Genomic DNA, 18,713 nt, shown 5'->3' on the forward strand with positions numbered 1-18,713 from the left:
AGGATCCTGTCGTCAGTTCGCAATCAGCGCCAGAGACTGGGCTGCCTGCAAGGCTGCGGTGTAGTTGTTCACCAGATGGTCGACGGACGCAGCCGTGGCATCAAGGATCGGAGCCGGGTAGACGCCGAAGAAGATGGTGAGAGCGACCAGCGGGTAGAGCACGAGCTTTTCGCGTGCAGAGAGATCGAGCAAGGCCTTCAGGCTGTCCTTTTCGAGCGCACCGAAGACGACGCGGCGATAGAGCCAAAGGGCATAGGCTGCCGACAGGATCACACCCGTTGCGGCGATGAGCGCGACCCAGGTGTTGACGCGGAACACGCCGATCAGTGTCAGGAACTCGCCAATGAAGCCAGACGTGCCGGGAAGACCGACATTGGCCATGGTGAAGATCATGAACGCGACCGCATATTTCGGCATGTTATTGACCAGACCGCCATAGGCCGCAATCTCGCGGGTATGCAGACGGTCGTAGATCACACCGACGCAAAGGAACAGCGCGCCGGACACGAAGCCGTGGCTGATCATCTGGAAGATCGCGCCCTGAACACCCTGCTGGTTGGCAGCGAAGATGCCCATGGTCACGTAGCCCATATGAGCAACCGAGGAATAGGCGATCAGCTTCTTGATGTCTTCCTGCATCATCGCAACCAACGACGTGTAGACGATCGCGATCACGGAGAGCGCAAAGACCATCGGTGCGAAGAGGTCGGAGGCCAGCGGGAACATTGGCAGCGAGAAGCGCAGGAAGCCATAGCCACCGAGCTTCAGCATGATCCCGGCCAGAATGACTGAGCCCGCTGTCGGCGCCTGTACGTGCGCATCCGGGAGCCAGGTATGCACTGGCCACATCGGCATCTTCACCGCAAAGGATGCGAAGAAGGCGAGCCACAGCCATGTCTGCATCGACGCCGGGAAATCATAGTCCAGAAGCTGTACGACATCGGTAGTACCGGCCTGCCAGTACATCGCCATAATGGCAAGAAGCATCAGGACGGAGCCGAGCAGCGTATAGAGGAAGAACTTGTAGGACGCGTAGACGCGGTCCTTGCCACCCCAAACGCCGATGATGATGAACATCGGAATGAGGCCCGCCTCGAAGAACACGTAGAAAAGCACGATATCGAGCGACACGAAGACGCCGATCATCAGTGTTTCGAGGACCAGGAAGGCGATCATGTATTCCTTCAGGCGCTTCTCCACCGAGGTCCAGCTCGCGAGAATGCAGAAGGGCATGAGAAGGGTCGTCAGAATGACGAACAGCATGGAAATGCCGTCGACACCGACGTGATAGGAAATTCCGGTGCCGAGCCAGCTGTGCTTCTCAACCATCTGGAAGCCGACATTGGAATTGTCGAAATTGATCCAGATGAAGAGCGAGACGACAAAGGTAAAGACCGTCGTCATCAGCGAGACATTCAGGATGTTGCGGCGGCCAAGAGAGGTGTCACCACGGGTCAGCAGGAGCAGAGCCACGCCGACCAGAGGAAGGAAGGTGACCGTCGAGAGAATGGGCCAATCGGTCATCAGAGGGAGCTCCCGAGCATCATCCAGGTAACGAGGGCCGCAATGCCGATCAGCATCGCGAAGGCATAGTGATAGAGGTAACCCGACTGCAGGCGGACAACCTTCTGTGTCAGACCGCCCACGGCGGCGGCAACGCCATTCGGACCATAGGCGTCGATGACGGCGACGTCCGACTTCTTCCACAGGAAGCGGCCGAGGGCCTTGGACGAACGAACGAAGAGGAAGTCATAGAGCTCGTCGAAGTACCACTTGTTGAGCAGGAACTGGTAGAGCATCCACTGCTGCTCAGCCAGCTTCTTCGGCGCCGACGGGTTCTTGATGTACATGTACCAAGCCGTGACGAAACCGAGGAGCATTGCCACGAAGGGGCTGAGCGCAACCCAGGCCGGAACGTGATGGAACTCTTCGAGCAGCTCGTTCCCTGGCAGGGTGAACAGCGCGCCCTTCCAGAATTCTGCGTAGTGATGGCCGTAGAAATAGCCTTCAAACACAACACCGGCGAAGACTGCCCCAACAGCCAGCATGAAGAGCGGGATCAGCATGACCATCGGGGATTCATGAACGTGATGCATGACATCGGCGGAGGCACGCGGCTTGCCGAAGAAGGTCAGGAACATCAGGCGCCAGGAATAGAAGCTCGTGAATAGAGCAGCGATTACAAGGAGCGTGAAGGCGAAACCTGAAACAGCCGAATGCGAGGCGAATGTCGCTTCGATGATCACGTCTTTTGAGAAGAAGCCGGCAAAGCCGACGGACGTGAACGGAATGCCGACGCCGGTAATGGCGAGCGTGCCGAGCAGCATCATGCGGAAGGTCCACTTGATGTGCGGGCGCAGGCCGCCCATGTAGCGCATGTCCTGTTCACCGTCGACCGCATGGATGACCGAGCCGGCGCAGAGGAACAGAAGCGCCTTGAAGAAGGCGTGTGTGAAGAGGTGGAAGACGGCCGCACCATAAGCACCGACGCCGAGCGCCACGAACATGTAGCCGAGCTGCGAGCAGGTCGAATAGGCGATGACGCGCTTGATGTCGTTCTGCACCAGACCGACGGTTGCCGCAAAGAAGGCGGTGATGGCACCGACAACCGTGACCACCGTCAGGGCATCCGGCGACAGTTCAAAAATGGGCGACATGCGCGCGACGAGGAAGACGCCGGCGGTGACCATGGTCGCCGCATGGATAAGAGCGGAGACCGGGGTCGGGCCTTCCATGGCGTCCGGGAGCCAGGTGTGCAGCAGGAACTGCGCCGACTTACCCATGGCGCCCATGAACAGCAGCAGGCAGGCGCCGGTCAGCGCGTGGCTGCGGTCCAGCTGCATGCCGAAAAGGTTCAGAACCACTTCAGGTGCCGCAGAAGGATCGGCTGGCAGGTAGGACTGTGCAGACGCGAAGATCGTTTCGAAGTTGATCGAACCGAACATCACGAAGAGGGCGGAAATGCCGAGGATGAAGCCGAAGTCACCAACGCGGTTGACAATGAAGGCCTTCATGGCAGCGGCAGACGCGGACGGCTTCTTGAACCAGAAACCGATCAGCAGGTAGGACGCAAGACCAACACCTTCCCAGCCGAAGAACATCTGCAGCAGATTGTCCGACGTGACGAGCATGAGCATCGCGAAGGTGAAGAGCGACAGATAGGCAAAGAAGCGCGGCCGATGCGGATCGTGATGCATGTAGCCGATCGAATAGAGATGGACGAGGGTCGAGACCGAATTGACGACGACCAGCATAACCGCTGTCAGCGTATCGATGCGCAGTGCCCATTCGACGTCGATGCCGCCGGATTGGATCCAGCGCAGGACCGGGACCTTGATCATCTCATGCGCTTCATGCGCCATGGCGACCTGGAAGAAGACAATCCAGGAGAGGATCGCGACCACGACCATCAGACCGGTTGTGACATATTCCGACGCCTTGGCGCCGATCTGGCGGCCGAACAGGCCAGCAATCAGGAAACCGATCAGCGGGAGAAAGACGATAGCTTTGTAGATCAGCATAGCCGTATCAGCCCTTCATCACGTTGACGTCTTCGACGGCGATGGAGCCGCGATTACGATAGAAGACCACCAGGATCGCGAGGCCGATTGCCGCTTCCGCCGCCGCCACTGTCAGGATGAACAGGGCAAAGACCTGGCCGACAAGGTCGCCGAGGAAGGTCGAGAAGGCGACCATGTTGATGTTCACGGCCAAAAGGATGAGCTCGATCGACATCAGAATGACGATGACGTTCTTGCGGTTCAGGAAGATGCCAAAAACACCCAGGGTGAAGAGCATGGCACTGACCGTCAGGTAGTGGGAAAGACCGATTTCCATAATATACGTTCCTTGACCTCGTGCTCGGCTCAGACGCCCTGGCCCGGCTTGACCTTGACCACCTTGACGGCAGTTTCCGGCGTGCGGGCGACCTGGGCGGAGATGTCCTGGCGCTTGATATTGGTGCGATGGCGCAACGTCAGCACGATCGCGCCAATCATGGCAACGAACAGGACGAGGCCCGCGATCTGGAAGAAGAAGACGTAGTCCGTGTAGAGCACGTCACCGAGGGCCTGCGTGTTCTGACGCTCGGCAACCGCCGGGATCGGCTGGGTGATCGCGTTCTTCGCTTCCGGGCTGATCGCGCTGCCGCCGATCACGACGATCAGCTCGACCGCAACGATCAGGCCGATCAATGCGCCGATCGGTGCATATTTCGCAGCCCCTGCGCGAAGCTCGGTGAAGTCGATGTCGAGCATCATCACGACGAAGAGGAAGAGAACCGCAACCGCGCCGACATAGACGACGAGAAGAATCATCGCCAGGAATTCAGCACCCGTGAGGAGCAGAAGACCAGCCGCATTGATGAAGGTCAGAATGAGGAACAGGACCGAATGGACCGGGTTCCGAGCCGATATCACCATGAAGGCCGAAGCCACTGCGACAAAGGCGAAGAGATAGAAAAAGAGAGCCTGAAGACCCATGTTGGTGCCTTTTCATCTTCCCCCGGACGAGGGCCCTGCCCCGTCGCCCGATAAGGCATGGCGGTATCCCCACCGACATGCCGTTTACGAATACAGATGCTGCGGCGAGGCATTACGCCTCGCTGAAGCGGAAACGATCCCGAGGGATCAGCGGTAAGGAGCGTCCATCGCAATGTTGCGTGCGATTTCGCGTTCCCAGCGGTCGCCATTGTCCAGCAACCGCGCCTTGTCGAAATAGAGTTCTTCGCGGGTCTCGGTGGCGAACTCGAAGTTCGGACCTTCGACGATCGCGTCAACCGGGCAAGCTTCCTGGCAGAAGCCGCAATAGATGCACTTCACCATGTCGATGTCGTAACGCACCGTCCGGCGGGTGCCGTCGTTGCGGCGCGGGCCGGCCTCGATGGTGATGGCCTGGGCAGGACAGATCGCCTCGCAGAGCTTGCAGGCGATGCAGCGCTCTTCGCCGTTCGGATAGCGGCGCAGCGCATGCTCGCCGCGGAAACGCGGCGAAACCGGGCCCTTTTCGAACGGATAGTTGATCGTCGCTTTCTGCTTGAAGAAGTAACGCATCGACAGGAAGAAGGCGCCGACGAACTCCTTCAGGAAGAGTGAATTGATAGCCTGTGCAATCGCCATCTTATTCTCCAAATCACCGAAACTTCCGGGAGGGCATCACGCCCAACCCATCAGCTTCAGCACGAATGCGGTGATGATGACCATGGCGAGCGAGATCGGAAGGAAGACCTTCCAGCCAAGACGCATCAACTGGTCATAGCGGTAGCGCGGAACGAATGCCTTCACCATGGCGAACATGAAGAAGACCAGGCCCGCCTTGAGAACGAACCAGATGATACCCGGGACCCAGTTCAGGATCGCGATATCGACCGGCGGCAACCACCCTCCAAGGAAGAGGATCGTGGTCAGCGAGCACATGAGAACGATGGCCGCATATTCGCCAAGCATGAACATCATGTAGGGCGTCGAGCCGTATTCGACCATGAAGCCGGCAACGAGTTCGGATTCGGCTTCCGGAAGGTCGAAGGGCGGACGGTTGGTTTCTGCCAGTGCCGAGATGAAGAAGATCACGAACATCGGGAAGAGTGCCAGCCAGTGCCAGTCGAGGAAGGAGGCCGGAAGGCCCATCATTGTGCCGAGGCCATTGTTTTGGGCAACGACGATGTCGGTGAGGTTTAGCGAACCCACGCACAGCAGAACGGTGACGATCACGAAGCCCATCGAGACTTCGTAGGACACCATCTGGGCTGCGGAACGCAGCGCACCGAGGAACGGGTACTTCGAGTTCGAAGCCCAGCCACCCATGATGATGCCGTAGACTTCGAGCGACGAGACGGCAAAGACGAAGAGGATGCCGACATTGATGTTGGCGATCACCCAACCCGCATTCAGCGGAATGACGGCCCAGGTCGCAAGCGCCAAAGTCACGGCGACGAGCGGCGCCAGCAGGAAGACGCCCTTGTTGGCGCCAGCCGGGATGACCGGCTCCTTGAAGACAAACTTCAACAGGTCGGCGAAGGACTGGAACAGACCCCAGGGACCCACGACATTCGGGCCGCGGCGCAGCTGGACAGCTGCCCAGATCTTGCGGTCTGCCAACAGGATGTAAGCGATGAACACCAGCAGGCAGACGAGCAGCAGCAGCGACTGCCCGATCATGATGGCCGCAGGCCATACATAGGTGGAAACGAAATTATCCATGGTCCCCTGCCCTTACTCTGCCGCAGCCTTGAAATTGTTGCGGGCCAATGCCGAGCACTCGGCCATGACGGCCGAAGCACGTGCGATCGGGTTCGTCAAATAGAAGTCTTTGATCGGCGACGCAAACAGAGACTTGCCGATCTTACCGGGTTTTTTCGCCAGTGCGACAATGTCGGCTGCCGGAGACGTAGCGATCTGGTCGACTGCAGCAAAATGTGGCTGCTGCTCATAGAGCGCGGCGCGCAGTTGCGACAGCGAATCGAAGGGTAGCTTCTTGCCGAGCACGTCGGAAAGCGCACGCAGGATCGCCCAGTCTTCACGAGCTTCACCCGGCGCAAAACCGGCGCGATTGCCCATCTGGACGCGGCCTTCTGTATTGACCCAGGTGCCCGACTTTTCGGTATAGGTCGCACCCGGCAGGATGACGTCGGCGTGATGCGCCCCGTTGTCACCATGGCTGCCGATATAGACGACGCACTTGGCGGTTTTGGCAGAGAAGTCCAGTTCGTCAGCGCCGAGCAGGAAGACGACGTCAAGCGACGACAGCATATCACCTGCAGCGACCGCGCCCTCGCCCGGCACGAAGCCAAGGTCAAGACCGCCAACGCGGGATGCTGCCGTGTGCAGGACGCAGAAGCCGTTCCACTCTTCGGACACGGCCCCGACATCTGCTGCAAGCTTTGCAACATTGGAAAGAACAGCCTTGCCGTCAGCACCCGTCAACGCGCCCTGGCCGACGATAATCAGCGGGTTCTTGGCTGCCCTCAGCGTCTCGGCAAAGTTGTTCTTGCCGGATACGAGATCCGAAAGCGTATCAGCCCCGGCGCCGAGATAGTCATAGGGGTAACGCAGCTCGCCGCCTTCACCGATTACACCGATCGGCAAACCGCCGCGGCGCCAGCGCTTGCGGATGCGGGCGTTCAGCACGGCCGCCTCATAGCGTGGGTTCGCACCGACGATGAGAATTGCGTCAGCCGATTCAATGCCTTCGATGCCAGCGTTAAACAGGTATGTCGAGCGGCCGAGCGACGGATCAAGTGCCGTCCCATCCTGGCGACAGTCGGTATTCGACGAACCGAGTGCATTGACGAGTGACTTCAGCGCAAAGATTTCTTCGACCGAAGCGAGGTCACCGGCGACGGCACCGATCTTGTCAGCAGAGGTGGCAGCAACAGCGGACTTGATTGCGGCAAAGGCTTCAGCCCAGGAGGCTGCCTGCAGGCGGCCATCCTTCTTCACGTATGGACGGTCGAGACGCTGGGTCTTCAGGCCATCCCAGATGAAGCGGGTCTTGTCGGAGATCCACTCTTCGTTGATCTCCTCGTTGACGCGCGGCATGATGCGCATGACTTCGCGGCCACGCGTGTCGACGCGGATCGCAGAGCCGAGCGCGTCCATCACGTCAATCGATTCGGTCTTGTTGAGTTCCCACGGACGGGCGGTGAAGGCGAAGGGCTTGGAGGTCAGCGCGCCGACCGGGCAGAGGTCAACGACATTGCCCTGGAGCTCCGACGTCATCGCCTGCTCGAGATAGGTGGTGATCTCGGCGTCTTCGCCACGGCCGATCAGGCCGAGTTCGGCAATACCGGCAACTTCGGTGGTAAAGCGGACGCAGCGCGTGCAGTGGATGCAGCGGTTCATCACGGTCTTGACCAGCGGTCCGATATACTTGTCTTCGACGGCGCGCTTGTTTTCCGTGTAGCGCGAGCTGTCGATACCGAAGGCCATGGCCTGGTCCTGCAGGTCGCATTCGCCGCCCTGGTCGCAGATCGGGCAATCCAGCGGATGGTTGATCAGCAGGAATTCCATCACGCCTTCGCGGGCCTTCTTGACCATCGGCGTGTTGGTGAAGACTTCAGCCAGTTCACCGTTCGGGCCGCCGCGGATATCGCGCACGCCCATGGCGCAGGATGCTGCCGGCTTTGGCGGGCCGCCCTTCACCTCGACAAGGCACATGCGGCAATTGCCGGCGACCGACAGCCGTTCGTGGAAACAAAAGCGCGGAACTTCAGCGCCGGCTTCCTCGCACGCCTGCAGCAGCGTGAAATGATCCGGAACCTCGATCTCTTTGCCGTCGACCTTCAGCTTTGCCATATTCGCCTTCCTGCCTCACGCTTCCGCGTATATCCCCGTGGCACTTCCGCCCCGGTTGGCCAATTGTGGTCGAGCCCGACCACAATCCGCCCGTTTTATCCCATCAAGTCCGGCTTACCGCATCCCGCGCAGCCAGACCCTAAACTCAACTGCCTGAGCGGACCTTACGTGACTTGGCCGAGCCGATAACCAGCCGACGCGCCTGTCCTGTCCAATCATCCCGCAGGGCCCGGCCATCAAGGCCCAGCTCCGCGTCCAGCGCCGCCAGCGCCTTGTCATCCAGGTCGACCAGATCCTGAAAGCGGGCAATCCCCCTGCCCTTCAGAAGCTGTTCAATCTTTGGCCCGATCCCATCGATCTTCTTCAGATCGTCAGCCTTGCCACCCGTCTTCTTCGACGTCGACACCTTCTTCGGTGCCGATGCCTCGTTCGGCGATCGATCCGGCACAGATGCCATAGCATCTCCCTGCCGGACCTTCGGCTTCGCCTTTGCTGGCGCTGCCTTTGGCTTCACCGTGACCGCTTTCTCAGCCTTGGGCTCCGTCGCCGACTTCACAGCGGTCGCCGGAACCTGCGTCTCCTTCTCAACCTCTGCCGGGGAACGCCCAACGGCATCAGCGGCCTTCCGCTCTTCCTCAAGCTGGCGTGCCAGCTGGCCAGTCACTTCCATCGCCCCCTGCAGCGAGCCCAGCCAAAACCGGCTCATCTGCGTTGCCATGGAAAGGCCGAAGGCGGTTGCGGCGGCAATCGTTGCCGCCGGGTTGTTCATCAGCGCATCAAGACCTTCGGGCGGCCGAGCGGGTTCAGCCGGTCTATCCGGCCCCTTGTCCCCGCTCTTGTCCGAAGAGCCTGCCATTGCCCCCGATCCCTTACTCTGCCGCTTCCATGACGACGCCGTGGGCGATCGCATTGCGCGTATACTGGTCGATGCGCGCCTCGATCTCCGGACGGAAATTGCGGATAAGGCCCTGGATTGGCCAGGCAGCCGCATCGCCGAGCGCACAGATCGTGTGGCCCTCGATCTGCTTGGTCACCTGGAACAGCATGTCGATTTCACGCTTCTGGGCATTGCCCTTCACCATGCGCTCCATGACACGCATCATCCAGCCCGTGCCTTCACGGCATGGCGTGCACTGGCCGCAGCTCTCATGCTTGAAGAAGGCTGAAATGCGCCAGATCGCCTTGATGATGTCCGTGGACTTGTCCATGACGATCATGCCGCCGGTGCCGAAGGACGACTTCACTTCGCGCAGACCGTCGAAGTCGAGCACGACATCCATCATGTCCTCTGCCTTGACGACCGGGCAGGATGCACCACCCGGGATGACGGCGAGCAGATTGTCCCATCCCCCGCGGATACCACCGGCATGCTTTTCGATCATTTCGCGGAAGGTGATGCCCATGCTTTCCTCAACCGTGCAGGGACGGTTGACGTGGCCGGAGATCATGAACAGCTTCGTGCCGACATTGTTCGGGCGACCGAAGGACGAGAACCAGCCGGCGCCACGGCGCAGGATGGTCGGCGTCACAGCAATCGATTCGACGTTGTTGACCGTCGTCGGGCAGCCATAGAGACCCATGTTCGCCGGGAATGGCGGCTTCAGGCGCGGCTGGCCCTTCTTGCCCTCCAGACTTTCGAGCAATGCTGTTTCTTCACCGCAGATATAAGCGCCGGCACCATGGTGGACATAGATGTCGATGTCGTAGCCGAGCTTGTTGTTCTTGCCGAGGAGGCCTGCGTCATAGCACTCGTCGATTGCCGCCTGCAGAGCCTCACGCTCGCGCATGAACTCGCCACGCACATAGATATAGGCTGCATGCGCGCCCATGGCGAAGGACGCGATTACGCAGCCTTCAATCAGCGTGTGCGGATCGTGGCGCAGAATGTCGCGGTCCTTGCAAGTACCGGGTTCGGATTCATCGGCATTGACCACGAGGTAATGCGGACGGCCATCTGATTCCTTCGGCATGAAGGACCACTTCAAGCCCGTCGGGAAGCCGGCGCCGCCGCGGCCGCGCAGACCCGAATTCTTGACCTCGTTGATGATCCAGTCGCGACCCTTTTCGAGGATCTGCTTGGTACCATCCCAGTGGCCGCGCGCCATGGCACCCTTCAGGGACTTGTCCTTGAGGCCATAGATGTTGGTAAAGATGCGATCCTGATCCTTCAACATGTCTCTCTACCCCTTAGCGCGGCTTCTTGCCGAAGACTTTGATGTATTCAGCTTCGCCACCCTTGGCGAGCGCCTTGGCCTGCTTGACCCAGTCGTCCCGCTCAATGCGGCCGGCGAACTTCAGGTAGGTATCCACCCACTCGCGTTCCGCCTTCTTCCACTTGGCGACCTGCTCGAACGTGTAGATTCCAAGACCGTTCAGCGTTGCCTCGATCTTCGGACCGACGCCCGAGATCATTTTTAGATCGTCCGGCGTTGCGGGGCGCTCGATCCCAGCAGGACGGTTCTTTTCGTCAGCAACCGAGGCGGTCTCAACGGGACGAGCCGTATCGGCATTGCCACCTTCAACCTTGGCATTTTCCGCCGCAGCCTTTTTGGCTGTTGCCGGCGTCTTCAGCCTCTTGTCAGTCTCAGGCGCATCCGTCACGGGCTTTGCAGCGTTAGCCGGCGGCACTGAAGGTGCTGCAGCCCGAGCCGCGTCAGCGTGGTCGCTAAAGCGAATCGGCTGGATTTCATCCGTCAGCGCGATCGGGCCACCGACGGGTGCAGAATGGATACGGTCGATCTGCGGACCCGGCTTGATGTCGGAGCCTTTGCCTGCGGCGAAACGGTCGATGATGTGCTCGAGCTGGGTCGGCGTCAGATCTTCATAGGCGTCCTTGAAGATCATGACCATCGGCGCGTTGACGCAGGCGCCCTGACATTCGACCTCTTCCCAGGACAAAGTGCCCTCAGCATTGCGCTCGAAGGGCTCGGCATGAATCTTGGACTTGCACACATGGATCAGATCTTCCGCGCCGCGCAGCATGCAGGGGGTGGTGCCACAGACCTGAATATGCGCGCGCGTGCCGATCGGACGCAGCTGGAACTGGGTGTAGAAGGTCGCGACCTCGAGGACACGGATATAGGCCATGTCGAGCATTTCGGCGACGAATTCTATCGCCGCCTTGGTCACCCAGCCATCCTGCTCCTGTGCACGCATCAACAGCGGAATGACCGCCGATTGCTGGCGGCCCGCCGGATACTTGCGAATGGTGGCTTCAGCCCAGGCGGCATTTTCCGCATTGAAGGAAAAGCCTGCCGGCTGGAATTGCTCTTCGGCTAGTCGACGAACGGACATACTTCCTCACGCCTTGTCTCAGTTTATGGAACCACACCGCGTATTCGTCACATTGGCGAATTCGCAGGCATAGGCCGAATTGTCTTTCTGCAGGAACACGAAGAGCTTGGACCCAGTCCAGGTCGAACTCTTGATCTCATATCCCTGCGCGATGAGCTTTTCCATCGTGGATGACGATGTTGTCGACGTCAGAGCGGTCTGATCCTCGGCCACCGCCTGGGTGGCCATGAGACAGATGACAGTGGCGGCGACAAGCTTCAGCATCAGCGGTCAACTTCCCCGAACACGATGTCGAGCGATCCGAGGATCGCCGAAACGTCGGCCAGCTGATGACCGCGGCACAGGAAATCCATCGCCTGCAGATGCGCATACCCCGGAGCGCGGATCTTGCAGCGATAAGGCTTATTGGTGCCGTCGGAGACCAGATAGACGCCAAACTCGCCCTTCGGCGCTTCAACGGCGGCATAAACCTCACCGGCCGGCACGTGATAACCTTCCGTGTAGAGCTTGAAGTGGTGAATCAGACCTTCCATCGAGCGCTTCATCTCGCCACGCTTCGGCGGAACGACCTTGCCGTCCAGCGATGAAACCGGTCCGGTCTTGGCATCACCCAGCAGGCGATTGACGCACTGCTTCATGATCCTCACCGACTCACGCATTTCGAACATGCGGATCAGGTAGCGATCGTAGCAGTCACCGTTCTTGCCGACCATGATATCGAAGTCCATGTCGGCATAGCACTCGTAAGGCTGCGACTTGCGCAGATCCCAGGCAGCGCCGGACCCACGGACCATGACGCCGGAGAAGCCCCAGGCCCAGCAATCTTCCAAGCTGACGACGCCGATATCGACGTTACGCTGCTTGAAAATGCGGTTGCCCGTCAGGAGGTCGTCGATATCGTTGAGCTTTTCCGGGAACTGGTCGCACCACTTGCCGATATCTTCGACCAGCTGATGCGGCAGATCCTGGTGAACGCCGCCCGGACGGACAAAGGCTGCGTGCATGCGCGCGCCGGACGCGCGCTCATAGAAAACCATCAGCTTTTCGCGTTCTTCAAAGCCCCAGAGCGGCGGCGTCAATGCGCCAACGTCCATGGCTTGAGTTGTGACGTTGAGAAGGTGCGAAAGGATACGGCCGATTTCCGAGTAGAGAACACGGATCAGCTGGCCACGGATCGGAATTTCCAGACCGAGCAGCTTTTCAACGCCCAGCGAATAGGCGTGTTCCTGGTTCATCGGCGCGACATAGTCGAGGCGATCGAAATAAGGCAGCGCCTGAAGATAGGTCTTGGTCTCGATCAGCTTCTCGGTGCCGCGGTGAAGCAGACCGATATGCGGATCAACGCGCTCGACGATTTCGCCGTCAAGCTCCAGGACGAGGCGAAGAACGCCGTGCGCCGCCGGATGCTGCGGGCCGAAGTTGATATTGAAGTTGCGGACGTTGTGTTCTGTCATGGTCCCTGCCCTTCCGCTCACTTTGCCGCTTTTTCATCACCGGGCAGCACGTAGTCCGTGCCTTCCCAGGGCGAGAGGAAGTCGAAGTTGCGGAATTCCTGCTTCAGCTCGACCGGCTCGTAAACGACGCGCTTGGCGCTATCGTCATAACGAACCTCGACGAAGCCCGTCGTGGGGAAGTCCTTGCGCAGCGGATGCCCTTCGAAACCGTAGTCGGTCAGAATGCGGCGCAGATCCGGATGGTCGGTAAACAGGATGCCGTACATGTCCCAAGCCTCGCGCTCGAACCAGTCGGCGCCGGGGAATACCGGGCAGGCTGACGGCACAGGCTTGAATTCGCCGGTTGCGACCTTGATGCGGATACGCAGGTTCTGGCGCGGGGACAGCAGATGATAAACGACATCGAACCGATCTTCGCGCGCCGGATAGTCGACGCCGCAGATATCGATCAGGTTGACGAACCCGCACTGGACATCGTCGCGCAAGAAGGTCAGCAGCGAGATGATGTTTTCCGACTTCGCGGCCAGAGTCAGTTCACCAAAGGCGATCTCGCTGGATGCAATCAGCGCGCCGCGCGTTTCCTGCAGGTAGGATGCCAGCTCGTTCAGGGCTTCACTCATTGTCTCGTCCCTTCCTTACCGCTCGATCGTTCCGGTGCGCCGGATCTTCTTCTGCAGCAGGAGCACGCCATACAGCAGCGCCTCTGCCGTGGGGGGACAGCCTGGCACATAGATGTCGACCGGCACGACACGGTCGCAACCGCGCACGACGGAATAGGAATAGTGATAATAACCGCCGCCATTGGCGCAGGAGCCCATGGAAATGACGTAACGCGGCTCCGGCATCTGGTCATAGACCTTGCGGAGTGCGGGCGCCATCTTGTTGGTCAGCGTGCCGGCAACAATCATCACGTCAGACTGGCGCGGTGAGGCGCGCGGCGCAAAGCCGAAGCGCTCGGCGTCGTAACGCGGCATCGACAGCTGCATCATTTCGACGGCGCAGCACGCCAGACCGAAGGTCATCCACATCAGCGAACCTGTACGGGCCCAGTTGATCAGCTCATCGGTTGACGTGACAAGGAAGCCCTTGTCCGCCAGCTCGTTGTTGATCTCGCCAAAGAACCGGTCGTCGCTGCCGATGGGCTTGCCCGTGTTGGGGTCAATAATGCCCTTGGCCTGCGGTGCCACCAGCGTGGCGTCGGATTGGATCACTCCCATTCGAGCGCCCCCTTCTTCCATTCATAGATAAAGCCAACGGTGAGCACACCGAGGAAGACCATCATCGACCAGAAACCGAACCAGCCAATTTCGCTGAAGGACACTGCCCAGGGGAACAGGAAAGCGACTTCAAGATCGAAGATGATGAAGAGAATCGACACCAGATAGAAACGGATATCGAATTTCATGCGCGCATCGTCGAAAGCGTTGAAGCCGCACTCATAGGCCGACAGCTTTTCCGAATCGGGTGCCTGATACGCAACGGCAAAAGGCGCAACGAGAAGCGCTATGCCGATGACGAGGGATATACCGATGAAGATGGCGATCGGAAGGTAGGAACTGAGCAGATCAGTCATCATATCACCCTGCTTGTCTCACATGCCGAATGGCATATAGGGCGGAGCCGACAAGCCGAAAGAGAGTTGCAACGAGCCGTGGTTAGCGCAGCCGGACTGCCAGTGCAAGTCCGGCAGAAGCCTTTTCACCCGATACCGAATGTCACACTACCAGCAGGTAAAAAGCCTGTCTTGCGCAAATGCGAAACACACAAGAAAAATCAAATATTGAGGAGGAGGTACACAATGAAGTGGCGCGAGTGACGGGGCTCGAACCCGCGACCTCCGGCGTGACAGGCCGGCACTCTAACCGACTGAGCTACACCCGCGCATTTTCATGAACAGTTGTCCATGGTGCCACCGAAGCGGCATGCCTTGATTTTAAATGGGAATGGCGCGAGTGACGGGGCTCGAACCCGCGACCTCCGGCGTGACAGGCCGGCACTCTAACCAACTGAGCTACACCCGCGCATTTCCATTTGAGGGGTCAGGGCGACCCCGCCGAGCGGGCTAACCCGTTCGATGAGCGGGTCTCTAAGGGGTTCGTCCGGAGGTGTCAAGCAGGTTTCAAGACAAAACAGTGACCGACTGAATTTTATCCCCATTGCCCCTTACCGCCCTCACCGGCGCCATCCCGCAAATGAACCCCAGTCGCGCGCTTCGCGACACCACGCCGCAGATGAGATCTCAGGTTTTGCAGCGTTATTCAGCAGGTTTTCCACATGCGCTACGGACGAGCTCTGCAAAAAAAGAAAAAATCTCAAGAAAAACCCTTGCGGATTTTCCGCGATCCGCATAGATCACGGCCACCGACGCGGCGGACATGATCCGGCTAGCGAGCGGGCGATTAGCTCAGTTGGTAGAGCGCCTCGTTTACACCGAGGATGTCGGCGGTTCGAGTCCGTCATCGCCCACCATTTTTCTCGAAAATTGTTGGCAGTTCTGTTGTCCTTCGCTTGTAGCGTTTGCCACTGATCCGCTCTGCGTGTGTCTTATACGCCAGAATGCAGAACGGGCAGAACCGTTTGGCCCCGCCCGTCCCCTGATTTCAATTTTAATGCCCGCTCTTAATCGGCCGCCAGCACGATCACCATGTCTTCCGCCGTATAGGTCAGCAGCTCAGAGCGGTTCGGATTGACCGTCACGCCGCCGAGATTGCGCAGGTCCTGGTCAGTGGCACGCTGGCGGCGGTAGCCGATGGCGATTTCGCCACGGCGCAGCGCCGAGAGGGCCACGGTGAAAAAGTTCACCGGCTGGTCAATTGCCACATAGTCGCTCATCGGGCGCATGTAGATTTCCGATCCCTCCTCGTCGAGAAGCTCGGCGAAGATCGCTGCCATGAACTCGTTTTCCGAAGCCTGGGCCAGCATCAGGCTGACCAGCTTGTTGCTGACGACGAAATCGTCGGCTCGGGTCACTTCTGCCAGTTCGCGGTTGCGGACATCGGTCATTTCACTGACCACATTGATATGCAGGCCGGCATTTTCGGCAATCTTGCGCAGATGCAGGAGCGTAATCAGCGTCCGCGTGTCAGCCGATTGCATGCTCATGTGGTCGCTGTAACCGAGCACCAGCACATGGTCATAGGAAGGAATGTCGAGCGCCTCCAGCGCCACCTTGCTGCTCGTGTCGATCACATGGTGCTGGACGGCCATGTGGTCGTTGGGCAGCAACAGGCCGGCCACCTCCGCTTCAAACTCCGGGGTATTGGCAGCAATCGTCAGAAGCGAGCCCGGGGCGACATAGCGGCCGAGTTCCGTTGCAATAACCGGCCCACGGCGGTTCCAGCCCAGGATGAGAGTTCTTTCTGGCTGGGCACCGCGCTTGACCGGCGGGCGAACAGCATTTTGCGCGATCTGCGGGGCGCCGGACCAGACCTGGATCGAGGCATCATCCTCCGCGATGATGACGAGGCGTTCGCCGGGGCCGACGATACGATTCGGCGACGGATTGAGATGGATGCGACCTTCGACATCGCAAAGCCCAATCAGCGTACTTGAGTCGTAGGACATGACTGCCGTGCCGAAAGGTTTGCCCTCCAGCTGCGGCTGGGCCAGCGTGTAGATCTCGCAGCCATCGAAATCGAGAAGTTCGGTGTAGACCGCCGACAGGCCCGACTGGCGGCTGGTGTGGACGACGATTCGGGAAATCAAATCATCCGCGAGCACGAGCTGCATTTCCTTGCCGCCCACGATTCGGGCGACTTCGGTGTTCTGCGCTTCGCGGATTTCGGCCGCGATCATGTACGGCTCTGGGCGGCGGCTCGGATCGTTGACCAGGGCCAGTACCGACTTGATGACTTGCGAATCGGGATCTTCGTCCTCCGGCGACAGGACGATGATCGATCGTGAGGTGTGCGGATTCACGATGGCGAGGTCGTAGAGATCGGTGGGATCGCCACTGCGGCAGATGATCTTGGTGTTCTTCAGATCTCCCACCTTGGTGGCAATCTCGTCTTCCATCTCCACCTTGTCCTTGTTCGCCATGATGACGATTCGCGGACGCTTGCGGCTCTGGTTGGCAATCACCAGTTCGGAAATGACGTCAAAGATCGACGAGGACCAGTTCAGGATGATTGTGTGGTCGCTTTCCAGCACGCGGGAACGACCTTTACGCAATTCGTCGAGCTTGTTTTCCAGGCCGGAGCTGATGACACCGATCAAGGCCGAGAAAACGAAGATGCCGGCGAGTGTGACCACAAGCGCGACAAGACGGAACCCCCAGCCCTGGTCGCCGCCCATCGTGCCGGCGTCGAAGGTGCGCATGAGCGATTCCCAGGTGCCTTCGATGAAGCTCACCGGCTCGCCGCCCTCAGGCGCAATGCCTGTCAATGCGAGAAAGGCGCCGGCCAAGCTGATGACCACGAGGGAAATCAGCGCCAGCCAGCCGATCAGCGCGATTGCGCCGCCCGCCATGCTCTTGTCGAACTCATAGCGCAACCGCGCTCGCCAGGTATTGCTTGTCTTCATCGGGATGCTCTCAGATGCTCGCAGGAAACGTAATTGTGATCATTCCATGGCAAGGCTTCCGTTAACACTCAATGCGATTGCAAGCGGCGGAAGGCTTGAACCCTATAAAAGTCGGGGAGCCATGGATCAGAGAGCCGCTCACTGAACGATTCCCCCTGTTCCAGCCGATCCGACAAACGAAAAGGCCCACGACCGGGAGGTCGCGGGCCGAACTTCAGGTTCGTTGGCGCCGCTTACTTCGGGCCGATCGGGCGGGTTGCCGCGGCCTTCTCAACCATGGCGGTGACTTCTGCGCGGCGGGCGCCTTCCAGCGGCATGCGCGGCATGCGGACGCGCTCCGAGCCACGGCCCATGATCTGCTCGGCCAGCTTGATTGACTGAACGAGGTCGTGTTCGGCATCGAGATGCAGGAGCGGCATGAACCAGCGATAAATGCGGCGCGCTTCGATCCAGTCACCACGGTCGGCGGCAGCGATCAGTGCGACCGATTCGGCCGGAAATGCACTGGTGAGGCCGGAGACCCAGCCCTTGGCGCCGAGCATCATGCCTTCAAGCGCGACGTCATCGAGGCCGGCGAAGAGGTCGTAACGATCGCCAAAGGCGTTGATCAGGTCGGTGAAGCGACGCGGATCGGGCGCACTTTCCTTGACCGCCTTGATGTTCTTCACGCCGTCGAGCGCTTCGAGCACGTCCGAACCGATGTTGACGCGGTAGGCGGGCGGGTTGTTGTAGAGCATGATTGGCAGACCGGTCGCCTCGGCCACAGTCTTGAAATGGGCAACCAGTTCATGCGGCTTCGGCACATAGACCATGGCCGGCAGAACCATAAGGCCATCGGCACCAATCTCTTCCGCGTCGCGGGCATAAGCGGCGGCGCGGCGGGTGTCGAATTCCGACACGCCCGTAACGACAGGCACGCGGCCATTCACGACTTCGACAGCTGCCTTCAGCACCTTGCGCTTTTCTTCTGGCTCGAGCGAATTGTTCTCACCGCAGGTACCCATGACGATCAGGCCGTTTACCCCGTCATTGACCAGGGCATCGAGCACGCGCTGCGTCGCGTCAAAATCGATCGAGAGATCTTCGTTAAATTGTGTTGTTGCGGCGGGGAATACGCCGTGCCAGCCCGTGGTCATGGAAAGCTCCTCTTGTT

17 protein-coding genes and 3 tRNA genes are annotated in these 18,713 nt (G+C 59.5%); 1 reads left to right on the forward strand and 19 read right to left on the reverse strand.

Annotated elements, in window-relative coordinates:
* Positions 1-12 precede the first annotated feature (12 nt).
* The 17 genes from IP76_RS14975 to IP76_RS15055 form a co-directional block, all read right to left on the reverse strand.
* Positions 13-1,524 carry an NADH-quinone oxidoreductase subunit M gene (locus tag IP76_RS14975; protein ID WP_054159032.1) on the reverse strand — a complete coding sequence of 504 codons (1,512 nt, stop codon included), beginning with the start codon at positions 1,522-1,524 and terminating at the stop codon, positions 13-15.
* On the reverse strand, positions 1,524-3,521 hold the full coding sequence (gene nuoL, locus IP76_RS14980) for an NADH-quinone oxidoreductase subunit L (RefSeq protein ID WP_054159033.1): 1,998 nt from the start codon (positions 3,519-3,521) through the stop codon (positions 1,524-1,526). The genes IP76_RS14975 and nuoL overlap by 1 nt, the downstream gene beginning before the upstream one ends.
* 7 nt (positions 3,522-3,528) lie before the next feature.
* Complete coding sequence (gene nuoK / locus IP76_RS14985; protein WP_054159034.1) at positions 3,529-3,837, reverse strand: NADH-quinone oxidoreductase subunit NuoK; 309 nt, start codon at positions 3,835-3,837, stop codon at positions 3,529-3,531.
* Positions 3,838-3,866: 29 nt separating this feature from the next.
* Positions 3,867-4,481, reverse strand: a complete 615-nt coding sequence (locus IP76_RS14990; RefSeq protein ID WP_054159035.1) for an NADH-quinone oxidoreductase subunit J — start codon at positions 4,479-4,481, stop codon at positions 3,867-3,869.
* A 147-nt stretch (positions 4,482-4,628) separates the two neighbouring features.
* Positions 4,629-5,117, reverse strand: coding sequence for an NADH-quinone oxidoreductase subunit NuoI (gene nuoI, locus IP76_RS14995; protein ID WP_054159036.1), 489 nt, complete (start codon positions 5,115-5,117; stop codon positions 4,629-4,631).
* Positions 5,118-5,153: 36 nt separating this feature from the next.
* A complete protein-coding gene (nuoH, locus tag IP76_RS15000; RefSeq protein ID WP_054159037.1) occupies positions 5,154-6,197 on the reverse strand; it encodes an NADH-quinone oxidoreductase subunit NuoH in 1,044 nt (347 codons plus the stop codon).
* Positions 6,198-6,209: 12 nt separating this feature from the next.
* A complete protein-coding gene (gene nuoG / locus IP76_RS15005) occupies positions 6,210-8,291 on the reverse strand; it encodes an NADH-quinone oxidoreductase subunit NuoG (protein ID WP_054159038.1) in 2,082 nt (693 codons plus the stop codon).
* Between the two features lie 145 nt (positions 8,292-8,436).
* A complete protein-coding gene (locus IP76_RS15010; RefSeq protein ID WP_054159039.1) occupies positions 8,437-9,147 on the reverse strand; it encodes a hypothetical protein in 711 nt (236 codons plus the stop codon).
* A 13-nt stretch (positions 9,148-9,160) separates the two neighbouring features.
* Positions 9,161-10,465 (reverse strand): NADH-quinone oxidoreductase subunit NuoF, encoded by a 1,305-nt coding sequence (nuoF, locus tag IP76_RS15015; RefSeq protein ID WP_054159040.1) that lies wholly within the window; start codon positions 10,463-10,465, stop codon positions 9,161-9,163.
* Positions 10,466-10,478: 13 nt separating this feature from the next.
* Positions 10,479-11,585, reverse strand: a complete 1,107-nt coding sequence (locus tag IP76_RS15020) for an NADH-quinone oxidoreductase subunit E (protein ID WP_054159041.1) — start codon at positions 11,583-11,585, stop codon at positions 10,479-10,481.
* Positions 11,586-11,603: 18 nt separating this feature from the next.
* A complete protein-coding gene (locus tag IP76_RS15025; RefSeq protein WP_054159042.1) occupies positions 11,604-11,849 on the reverse strand; it encodes a hypothetical protein in 246 nt (81 codons plus the stop codon).
* Entirely contained in the window at positions 11,849-13,039 is a 1,191-nt protein-coding gene (locus IP76_RS15030; RefSeq protein WP_054159043.1) for an NADH-quinone oxidoreductase subunit D, read from the reverse strand. Before IP76_RS15030 ends, IP76_RS15025 begins: the two co-directional genes overlap by 1 nt.
* Positions 13,040-13,056: 17 nt before the next feature.
* On the reverse strand, positions 13,057-13,659 hold the full coding sequence (locus IP76_RS15035) for an NADH-quinone oxidoreductase subunit C (RefSeq protein ID WP_054159044.1): 603 nt from the start codon (positions 13,657-13,659) through the stop codon (positions 13,057-13,059).
* Between the two features lie 15 nt (positions 13,660-13,674).
* Positions 13,675-14,256, reverse strand: coding sequence for an NADH-quinone oxidoreductase subunit B family protein (locus tag IP76_RS15040; protein ID WP_054159045.1), 582 nt, complete (start codon positions 14,254-14,256; stop codon positions 13,675-13,677).
* Positions 14,247-14,612, reverse strand: a complete 366-nt coding sequence (locus tag IP76_RS15045; RefSeq protein WP_054159112.1) for an NADH-quinone oxidoreductase subunit A — start codon at positions 14,610-14,612, stop codon at positions 14,247-14,249. The genes IP76_RS15040 and IP76_RS15045 overlap by 10 nt, the downstream gene beginning before the upstream one ends.
* Before the next feature lie 231 nt (positions 14,613-14,843).
* Positions 14,844-14,920 (reverse strand) — tRNA-Asp (locus IP76_RS15050).
* 63 nt (positions 14,921-14,983) lie between these two features.
* Positions 14,984-15,060, reverse strand: a tRNA-Asp gene (locus IP76_RS15055).
* A 372-nt stretch (positions 15,061-15,432) separates the two neighbouring features.
* Between IP76_RS15055 and IP76_RS15060 the strand changes: the two genes are divergently transcribed.
* Positions 15,433-15,508: transfer RNA gene (locus IP76_RS15060), tRNA-Val, on the forward strand.
* A gap of 150 nt (positions 15,509-15,658) precedes the next feature.
* Here the strand turns inward: IP76_RS15060 and IP76_RS15065 are convergent.
* Positions 15,659-17,560, reverse strand: a complete 1,902-nt coding sequence (locus IP76_RS15065) for a hypothetical protein (RefSeq protein WP_054159046.1) — start codon at positions 17,558-17,560, stop codon at positions 15,659-15,661.
* A 233-nt stretch (positions 17,561-17,793) separates the two neighbouring features.
* Positions 17,794-18,696: a dihydrodipicolinate synthase family protein gene (locus IP76_RS15070; protein WP_054159047.1), complete on the reverse strand. Its 903-nt coding sequence runs from the start codon at positions 18,694-18,696 to the stop codon at positions 17,794-17,796.
* Positions 18,697-18,713 lie beyond the last annotated feature (17 nt).

It is taken from the genome of Rhizobium sp. AAP43 (genome assembly GCF_001296045.1).
Classification (GTDB): Bacteria; Pseudomonadota; Alphaproteobacteria; order Rhizobiales; family Rhizobiaceae; genus Allorhizobium.

Excerpts from the sequence above, each read along its gene's own strand:
- IP76_RS14975 (WP_054159032.1), bottom strand. The coding sequence starts at position 1,524 with ATGACCGATTGGCCCATTCTCTCGACGGTCACCTTCCTTCCTCTGGTC.
- nuoL (WP_054159033.1), bottom strand. The coding sequence starts at position 3,521 with ATGCTGATCTACAAAGCTATCGTCTTTCTCCCGCTGATCGGTTTCCTG.
- nuoK (WP_054159034.1), bottom strand. The coding sequence starts at position 3,837 with ATGGAAATCGGTCTTTCCCACTACCTGACGGTCAGTGCCATGCTCTTC.
- IP76_RS14990 (WP_054159035.1), bottom strand. The coding sequence starts at position 4,481 with ATGGGTCTTCAGGCTCTCTTTTTCTATCTCTTCGCCTTTGTCGCAGTG.
- nuoI (WP_054159036.1), bottom strand. The coding sequence starts at position 5,117 with ATGGCGATTGCACAGGCTATCAATTCACTCTTCCTGAAGGAGTTCGTC.
- nuoH (WP_054159037.1), bottom strand. The coding sequence starts at position 6,197 with ATGGATAATTTCGTTTCCACCTATGTATGGCCTGCGGCCATCATGATC.
- nuoG (WP_054159038.1), bottom strand. The coding sequence starts at position 8,291 with ATGGCAAAGCTGAAGGTCGACGGCAAAGAGATCGAGGTTCCGGATCAT.
- IP76_RS15010 (WP_054159039.1), bottom strand. The coding sequence starts at position 9,147 with ATGGCAGGCTCTTCGGACAAGAGCGGGGACAAGGGGCCGGATAGACCG.
- nuoF (WP_054159040.1), bottom strand. The coding sequence starts at position 10,465 with ATGTTGAAGGATCAGGATCGCATCTTTACCAACATCTATGGCCTCAAG.
- IP76_RS15020 (WP_054159041.1), bottom strand. The coding sequence starts at position 11,585 with ATGTCCGTTCGTCGACTAGCCGAAGAGCAATTCCAGCCGGCAGGCTTT.
- IP76_RS15025 (WP_054159042.1), bottom strand. The coding sequence starts at position 11,849 with ATGCTGAAGCTTGTCGCCGCCACTGTCATCTGTCTCATGGCCACCCAG.
- IP76_RS15030 (WP_054159043.1), bottom strand. The coding sequence starts at position 13,039 with ATGACAGAACACAACGTCCGCAACTTCAATATCAACTTCGGCCCGCAG.
- IP76_RS15035 (WP_054159044.1), bottom strand. The coding sequence starts at position 13,659 with ATGAGTGAAGCCCTGAACGAGCTGGCATCCTACCTGCAGGAAACGCGC.
- IP76_RS15040 (WP_054159045.1), bottom strand. The coding sequence starts at position 14,256 with ATGGGAGTGATCCAATCCGACGCCACGCTGGTGGCACCGCAGGCCAAG.
- IP76_RS15045 (WP_054159112.1), bottom strand. The coding sequence starts at position 14,612 with ATGACTGATCTGCTCAGTTCCTACCTTCCGATCGCCATCTTCATCGGT.
- IP76_RS15065 (WP_054159046.1), bottom strand. The coding sequence starts at position 17,560 with ATGAAGACAAGCAATACCTGGCGAGCGCGGTTGCGCTATGAGTTCGAC.
- IP76_RS15070 (WP_054159047.1), bottom strand. The coding sequence starts at position 18,696 with ATGACCACGGGCTGGCACGGCGTATTCCCCGCCGCAACAACACAATTT.